The organism is Lederbergia ruris (assembly GCF_018332955.1).
GTDB lineage: Bacteria > Bacillota > Bacilli > Bacillales > Bacillaceae_C > Lederbergia > Lederbergia ruris.
Window position 1 is genome coordinate 22,809 of record NZ_BORB01000044.1, and the last position, 7,570, is coordinate 30,378.

Genomic DNA, 7,570 nt, shown 5'->3' on the forward strand with positions numbered 1-7,570 from the left:
CCTTATTATTTCTTCTTGTAATAATCAACATACCAATCCGTAAATTTCTGTAATCCTTCTTCTATTGAAGTTTCAGGCTTGAAGCCAACAGCTTTTTGTAATTGATCGGTAGATGCATAGGTAGCTGGGACATCTCCTGGCTTAATCGGCTCAAAAACTTTCTCAAATGATATTTCTTTTCCTAATGATTTACTTAAAGCTTTTTCTAACGCTCCAATAAATACCATTAGTTTTTCTGGATTATTGTTCCCAATGTTATAGACTTTATGTTGGACATCTCCAACTGGCGGATTGCTTAATAGACGTTGGATACCTTCTACAATGTCATCAATGTAAGTAAAATCACGGTATAAATCATTTTCAAAATCGCCATTGTTAAAAATCTTGATGGGTTCACCTGCAAAATATTTATCCGTGAATCCGAAATAAGCCATATCTGGACGTCCCATTGGTCCATAAACAGTAAAGAACCTTAGACCAGTAGCTGGAATTTTATAAAGATGGCTATACGTATGTGCCATAAGTTCATTTGATTTCTTCGTCGCTGCATATAGTGAGACTGGGTTGTCCACAAAATCTGTTTCCTCAAAAGGAACTTTCTTATTAGCGCCATAAACTGAGCTAGAAGAAGCATATATAAGGTGGTCTACCGGATTGTGTCTACATGCTTCGATGATATTATAAAAACCAATAACATTACTTTGAATGTAGGCATCAGGATTCTCAATGGAATAGCGGACACCTGCTTGTGCAGCTAGATTTACAACAATATTTGGTTTGTATTCCTCAAAGGTATTACTGATCATTGACTTATCTGAAATATCACCTTTAATAAAAGTAAAATTCTCATAAGGTTCAAGCTGTGCCAAACGCGTGTGTTTTAGGTTCACATCATAATAATCATTGATATTATCAACACCTATTACACGACATCCTTGATCTAGCAATCTCTTAGATAAGTAAAAGCCAATAAAACCAGCAGCACCTGTAATAAGATATGTTTTATTAGGATCTAGAGCTTTGTAGTTCAAGTTGTTTCGACTCCCTTGCGTCTTTTCTCATTACTGTTTCTCTACCAATTGAATGATATTCGACCCCCGCTTTTTTCATCTCTTCAACACTGTAAATATTTCTTCCATCAAAGACTAAAGGAGTTTTCATCAGTTCTTTATAAGATGTAGGTGTTAAAGCTTTTACTTCACCCCATTCAGTGAAAACAAAGCAGACATTCGCATCCTTTAAGGCTTGTTCAACGTTAGAAACATATGTAATCGTTCCATTCCCGTTTCTACCTTCTGGATAGACCTTAGCGAAATTCCCTGCTCCCACTGGATCAAATGCATAGATATCTGCCCCTTGTTCTAGTAACAATGGTACATTCTCAAGAGAAGCCGCTTCTCGTAAATCATCTGTTCCAGGTTTAAATGTCAACCCTAAAACAGCTACCTTTAGACCGTCAAATGTAATAAGTCGTTTGCTAGCTTTATTATATAGTTTTAATTTTTGTTCTTTGTTTACATCGATGGCTGCTTTAACAGTTTTTAATTCATAACCATTCTGTCTTGCCAAGTATTCCAATGCTTTCGTATCTTTCGGGAAGCATGAACCTCCGAAGCCAATACCAGCATTTAAGAATTTATTACCAATCCGTTGGTCAAAGCTCATTCCTTTAGCAACATCTTGAATATCTGCACCAACCAATTCACAGAGATTCGCGATATCATTCATATACGATATTTTAAGGGCAAGGAAATCATTGGAAGCATATTTAATCATTTCCGCTGAACGTCTATTTACAGAAACAATCGGCAAACCAAAAGGTTCATATATACTCATTAGTCTTTCCTCTGCCCATTTACTTTCTGTCCCAATAATAATCCTTTCAGCATGAAGGGTGTCATGCACGGCAGATCCCTGTGCTAAGAATTCTGGGTTAGAAGCTACTTCTACTCTTACATCATGGGTTAAAAAGTCTTGGATAAACTGTTCAACTTTATCATTTGTCCCAACAGGAACTGTAGACTTCACAACCACTAGGCAATCTTTTTCAACAGACTCAGCTATTTGTCTAGCAACCGTTGCAATATACGATAGATTTGCAGAACCGTCTGCCTTTTCCGGAGTTCCTACACCAATAAATACGGCATCCGCATCCTTATAAGCAGCTTGATAATCTGTCGTATAATCTACCCGACCAGCCTCATAATTCTTTTGCATTAATTCTTCTAGACCATCTTCATATATTGGAGAAACCCCAGACTTCATAACTTCTACTTTCTTTTCGTCTATATCTACGCAAGTTACTTGGTGGCCTCTTTCGGCAAAACATACACCGGCTACTAGGCCGACATAACCTGTTCCTGCTACTGCGATTTTGTACATAATGGCCTTCCTTTCTAATAAGAAATTCAAAAGCTGTATTGTTTTTCAAAATAATGCTGATATTCTCCACTAATGATTTGCTCCCACCATTCTTTGTTATCAAGATACCATTGAATAGTTTGAGCAATTCCTGTTTCAAAAGTATAAGTTGGGTTCCATCCCAATTGTTCTAACTTTGTTGGATCAATAGCATAACGCTTATCATGGCCTAGTCGATCACTCACAAATTCTATTAAACCCTCAGATTTATCTAATGCATTAATGATTGATTTTACAACTTCCAAATTAGTTTTTTCATTATGTCCGCCTACATTATATACTTCCCCCATAGCGCCTTTGTGCATTACCAAATCAATAGCAGCGCAATGGTCAATAACATGCAACCAATCTCGGATATTTTTCCCGTTCCCATAAACAGGGACCTTTTGATCATTCAATACACGGGAAATTGTCAAAGGTATTAACTTTTCCGGAAAATGATATGGCCCATAGTTATTTGAGCAACGAGTAATATTTACTGGTAAGTCATATGTCTCATGATAGGCACGAACTAATAGGTCAGAAGATGCTTTACTTGCACTATAAGGGCTATTGGGTTGCAGAGGTGTTTCTTCAGTGAAAAACGACGTCGGATCAAAATCCAGCTCTCCGTACACTTCATCCGTTGATACATGAACAAATTTGGTAACTCCTACTTTTCTGGCAGCATCTAATAAAACCTGAGTCCCTAACACATTTGTGCGTACAAATACACCAGGATCTGTAATAGAGCGATCCACATGGCTTTCTGCTGCAAAATGAATTACATAGTCAAACTTCTCTTTATCGAAAAGAGAAAATATTGCTTTATGGTTGGCAATATCCTCTCTTATAAAATGATAGTTTTCTTTTGCTTCAATATCACGATGCTTGGTTAAATCTCCAGCATACGTTAAAAGATCTAAATTATATATATCGTAGTTAGCATATTTGTTAACCATGTAATGAACAAAATTCCCACCAATAAAACCGGCTCCGCCGGTTATCAATACTTTTTTCCTTTCCATCTATTTCACCTCGTGTAGTTCATATTTTAGGTATCTTGCAACCGCATCCTGCCATGTTGGCAAAGGTTTAAATCCATTATCTACTAATTTACGTTTGGACATCCGTGAGTTTTTAGGACGAACAGCACGTGTTGGATAGTCCTCTGTCGTAATCGAATTTACCTTGACATTTTTATTAGCGTGTCTAAATATTTCCGTAGCAAATTCAGCCCAACTACAATAGCCCTCGTTTGAGGCATGATAAATACCATATTTTTCACTTTGTACCATATCTATTATTAATCGGGCTAAATCAAATGTATAAGTGGGGGAACCAAATTGATCTCCTACCACATTTAATTCATTATGTGTTTCCGCCAAGCGTAACATTGTCTTTACAAAATTATTACCATTCGTCCCAAAAACCCACGAAATACGAACGATGAAATAATTATCTAGCAATGACTGTACAATCTGTTCACCTTTGTATTTTGTTTTTCCATAGTAACCGATAGGATCCGGAGTTGATTCCTCAGAAAAAGGAATTTCGCCTTTCCCATTATAAACATAGTCTGTACTTATATACACAAACTTTGCATCTATTTCCTTTGCCATAGTTGCCAAATACTTCGTTCCATTTGCATTTACGTCATAGCATTTATCTCTATCATCTTCTGCATTATCTACAGCTGTATATGCTGCACAGTGGATAATTGCCTCGGGTTTTATCCTATTTATATATTCCCTGACCTTAGTTTCATCTGTAATATTTAAATCGCTTGAGGTTGTTCCTATCACCTCTAATTTACGCTGATTACCTTCCTTAACTACATCAAAGCCAAGTTGTCCACCATATCCAGTAACGAGTATTTTCATTTACCTATTCACCCATCACAAAATTATTATCAGCATTTTTTAAGAGCGGAGCGACCTCATCTTTAGCAGACAATACCGGTTTTACATCAATTGGCCACTCTACTGCAATTTCTGGATCATTCCAAAGAATACCTCGTTCATTCTCTGGAGAATATATTTCATCAACTTTATACTGAACTTCAACATCATTTGTTAAAGTCATAAATCCATGGGCAAAACCTTTCGGTATTAATAATTGCTTCTTGTTTTCAGCACTTAATTCAATTCCGAACCATTTTCCATAGGTTCGACTTTCTTTACGAATATCTACAGCTACATCAAAAATAACACCTTTCATGCATCTAACAAGTTTGGTCTGTGCTTTTGGATTCATCTGATAATGTAATCCACGTAAAGTTCCTTTTGTTGCTGAAAAAGATTGGTTGTCTTGGACAAACTTTAATATAATTCCAGCGTTTGAAAAAACACTTTCACTATACGTTTCCATAAACCACCCCCGTTTGTCCCCATGAATCCTAGGCTCTATAACAATAACTCCATCCAAAAAGGTTTCTGTGAACTTCATCCCAGAACCCCCTCTTTTTTTAAGATTTCCTTTTGTTGATTAGCTAGACTAATTAAATATTTTCCGTACTCATTTTTTCTTAATGGTTCAGCTAATTTTAATAATTTCTCCTTAGTTATATATCCTTTTCTGTATGCTATTTCCTCTAAACAAGCGACTTTCAAACTTTGACGCTTTTCAACTGTTTCAATATATGTTGATGCCTCAAGCAGAGATTCGTGTGTTCCTGTATCTAGCCAAGCAAAGCCTCTCCCTAATAATTCAACATTTAAATCACCTAATTGCAGATAAGCCTTGTTTACATCAGTAATTTCTAATTCTCCACGATCCGAAGGTTTAATCTGTTTAGCGATATCAACTACTCTATTGTCATAGAAATATAATCCGGTTACGGCATAAGTTGATTTAGGATTTTCCGGCTTTTCTTCTATGGAAACAACCTTGCCTGTCTGATCAAACTCTACAACACCAAAACGTTTGGGATCTTTTACATTGTATCCAAAAACCGTTGCTCCCTTATCCCTATTTGCTGCACTTTCAAGTAATTTAGTAAAATCATGCCCGTAAAAAATATTATCCCCCAAAATTAAAGCTACATTGTCTTCACCTATAAAATCCTCACCAATTAAAAAAGCTTGTGCCAAACCATCTGGCGTTTCTTGTACTTCATAAGTAAGGTTAATCCCAATATCACTCCCATCGCCTAGAAGTTGCTTAAACTTTGGAGTATCCTGTGGTGTGGAAATTATAAGTATATCTTTAATACCTGCTAACATTAATACTGACAAAGGATAGTATATCATAGGCTTATCATAGATTGGCAACAGTTGTTTTGAAATGGTTTTTGTTAGAGGATATAATCTTGTACCACTACCTCCGGCTAAGATGATACCTTTTATCATTACTTCAATTCCTTTCAGTTACTCAATTAAAAATGTATGAGATATTTATCTCGAGTATTATTTTGTACAATGAATTGATACTACCTTGAACTTCCCTAGTTATAAACTCTATATTGTTCTATATAGAACAATTTACTAATTTGATTGTTAGACGATTAATATCTAGTCCTGACATTAAATAATTTTTCCCCGTTGTTGCAGGGGAACTTCTAATTCTACTCTTTAGATATTAACCCTTTCAAATTTTTAGCTGAGATTGCTAAGTCCTTTCTTTTAACTATTAGATAGGCCAGATAACCTACTGCATAAATCGTTACTACATTCCAAGAATCTATAAACCAGGCGATAGCTATAAATAGGATTGTCATTATTAGCTCTAGCACAATATCTTTTATTACTTTTATCTTTAATAGCCGAGATAAATAGACCTCAGAAATAATAGAACGAAAACCTATTACTACTACTATTGACAAAACTGCTAAATCTAGGTTTTTTACGATAGCCGAAGTAAAAACAGTGAAAACTATACTTAAAAAAAGGGCGATTAGATTAAACCTCATCATGTTTTTTTCTTTCCTCAAAGTTTTTAAATAGGTATTAATCAAAAGTGCCATTTTCCCCTCATATAAAATCATAGGAAATAGCATAGCCATATAAAACAGTCCATCTTTATATTGGGGCAACCAAATCGATAAGATCTCCTTAAAGGGGTAGTATACAGTTAGTAAAACTAATAAAAACAACATCAAGAAGTCACGCATTGTCAAATAAAGCATTGGTAGTTTTTCCTCAGAACTCCTTCTTAATAGAGGAAATAGAATAATACCAATAGCATTAATAAATAGCATCATGAAGCCACTAATAGTTAAGGTTAAAGAGACTTTTCCAAATATCGAGATACTCCAAGACCTCTCTATACCAAACCTAACTACACCTATTATTAATTTGCTAGCTATATTTGAAAACATTAGTTTAATTCCTACACTGATATTATTAATTGCCTCAGAAAAGCTGAAATAAAAAGTCGTAAAACTGTGAAAAACAATGTCCCTACAAAAATAAATCGCATATATTAAAGATAATAATTTACCTACAAGATCAAAGACAATCATAAGTTTATAGTCAACTAAATTTATAAATATAAAGCAAGTTATTAGAATTGCATACGATATCCTATCAAAAATAGTTATACGTGAATACTCCACAATTCTATTTGTAGCTTGTAAAATAAATAATAACATGTATCTAATATTAACTATTAACATACATATTGCAGTCATTTGAAAAACAAATGTTCTGTTTTCATTCTTAAAAATTAGAGTTGACAGAATAAATAGTATAACAAAGAGTAAGAGCTGAGACATAGCTAACATATAAAATTGCGAATGAAACAACCTTTTGTCTAACTTATTATAATGCTCTCCCCCAAAGCGCAGATATACACCATCATTCCATCCAAAATGTAAAAATCCAACATAGGAGGAATAGAATAGATACAATTGCCAGTAGCCATACTCTTCTACGCCAATTAACCTTGGTATAATTAATACAACCAAAGTCGAAATGACTAACGAAACTAAATTTGATAAAAGAGTATATGAGAAGTTTTTAGCGAAATTTATAGCTCGACTATTCAATTAGTTAACCTCAACATTTTTTATTTATTAATTTAATATCTATTTTCTTTGTTATCTGGATCTACGTCAATATTTAGGACACATAAAAGTTAATTTTTTTCATTGTGCTTCGAAACTTATTTAAATGTGTATTTGAAGGCTTGACATGGAGCCTCTGTGTGCGTGGTGATTTGCGAAAGACGA

Annotated in this window: 7 protein-coding genes; all 7 read right to left on the reverse strand. The window is 34.6% G+C overall.

All coding sequences use genetic code 11. The features are described from left to right. Positions 1–5: 5 nt before the first annotated feature. Positions 6–1,031: an SDR family NAD(P)-dependent oxidoreductase gene (locus tag KI363_RS18450; RefSeq protein ID WP_212967260.1), complete on the reverse strand. Its 1,026-nt coding sequence runs from the start codon at positions 1,029–1,031 to the stop codon at positions 6–8. Continuing rightward, positions 1,006–2,382 carry a UDP-glucose dehydrogenase family protein gene (locus KI363_RS18455; RefSeq protein WP_212967261.1) on the reverse strand — a complete coding sequence of 459 codons (1,377 nt, stop codon included), beginning with the start codon at positions 2,380–2,382 and terminating at the stop codon, positions 1,006–1,008. Before KI363_RS18455 ends, KI363_RS18450 begins: the two co-directional genes overlap by 26 nt. Positions 2,383–2,408: 26 nt before the next feature. After that, positions 2,409–3,428 (reverse strand): dTDP-glucose 4,6-dehydratase, encoded by a 1,020-nt coding sequence (gene rfbB, locus KI363_RS18460; RefSeq protein WP_212967262.1) that lies wholly within the window; start codon positions 3,426–3,428, stop codon positions 2,409–2,411. Then, positions 3,429–4,283: a dTDP-4-dehydrorhamnose reductase gene (rfbD, locus tag KI363_RS18465; RefSeq protein ID WP_212967263.1), complete on the reverse strand. Its 855-nt coding sequence runs from the start codon at positions 4,281–4,283 to the stop codon at positions 3,429–3,431. 4 nt (positions 4,284–4,287) lie between these two features. Then, the gene (gene rfbC / locus KI363_RS18470) at positions 4,288–4,848 is read right to left on the reverse strand and encodes a dTDP-4-dehydrorhamnose 3,5-epimerase (protein ID WP_212967264.1); all 561 of its coding nucleotides are present in this window, start codon (positions 4,846–4,848) and stop codon (positions 4,288–4,290) included. After that, entirely contained in the window at positions 4,845–5,747 is a 903-nt protein-coding gene (gene rfbA / locus KI363_RS18475; RefSeq protein WP_212967266.1) for a glucose-1-phosphate thymidylyltransferase RfbA, read from the reverse strand. Before rfbA ends, rfbC begins: the two co-directional genes overlap by 4 nt. A 218-nt stretch (positions 5,748–5,965) precedes the next feature. Then, complete coding sequence (locus KI363_RS18480; RefSeq protein ID WP_212967265.1) at positions 5,966–7,387, reverse strand: MATE family efflux transporter; 1,422 nt, start codon at positions 7,385–7,387, stop codon at positions 5,966–5,968. Between the last annotated feature and the right edge of the window lie 183 nt (positions 7,388–7,570).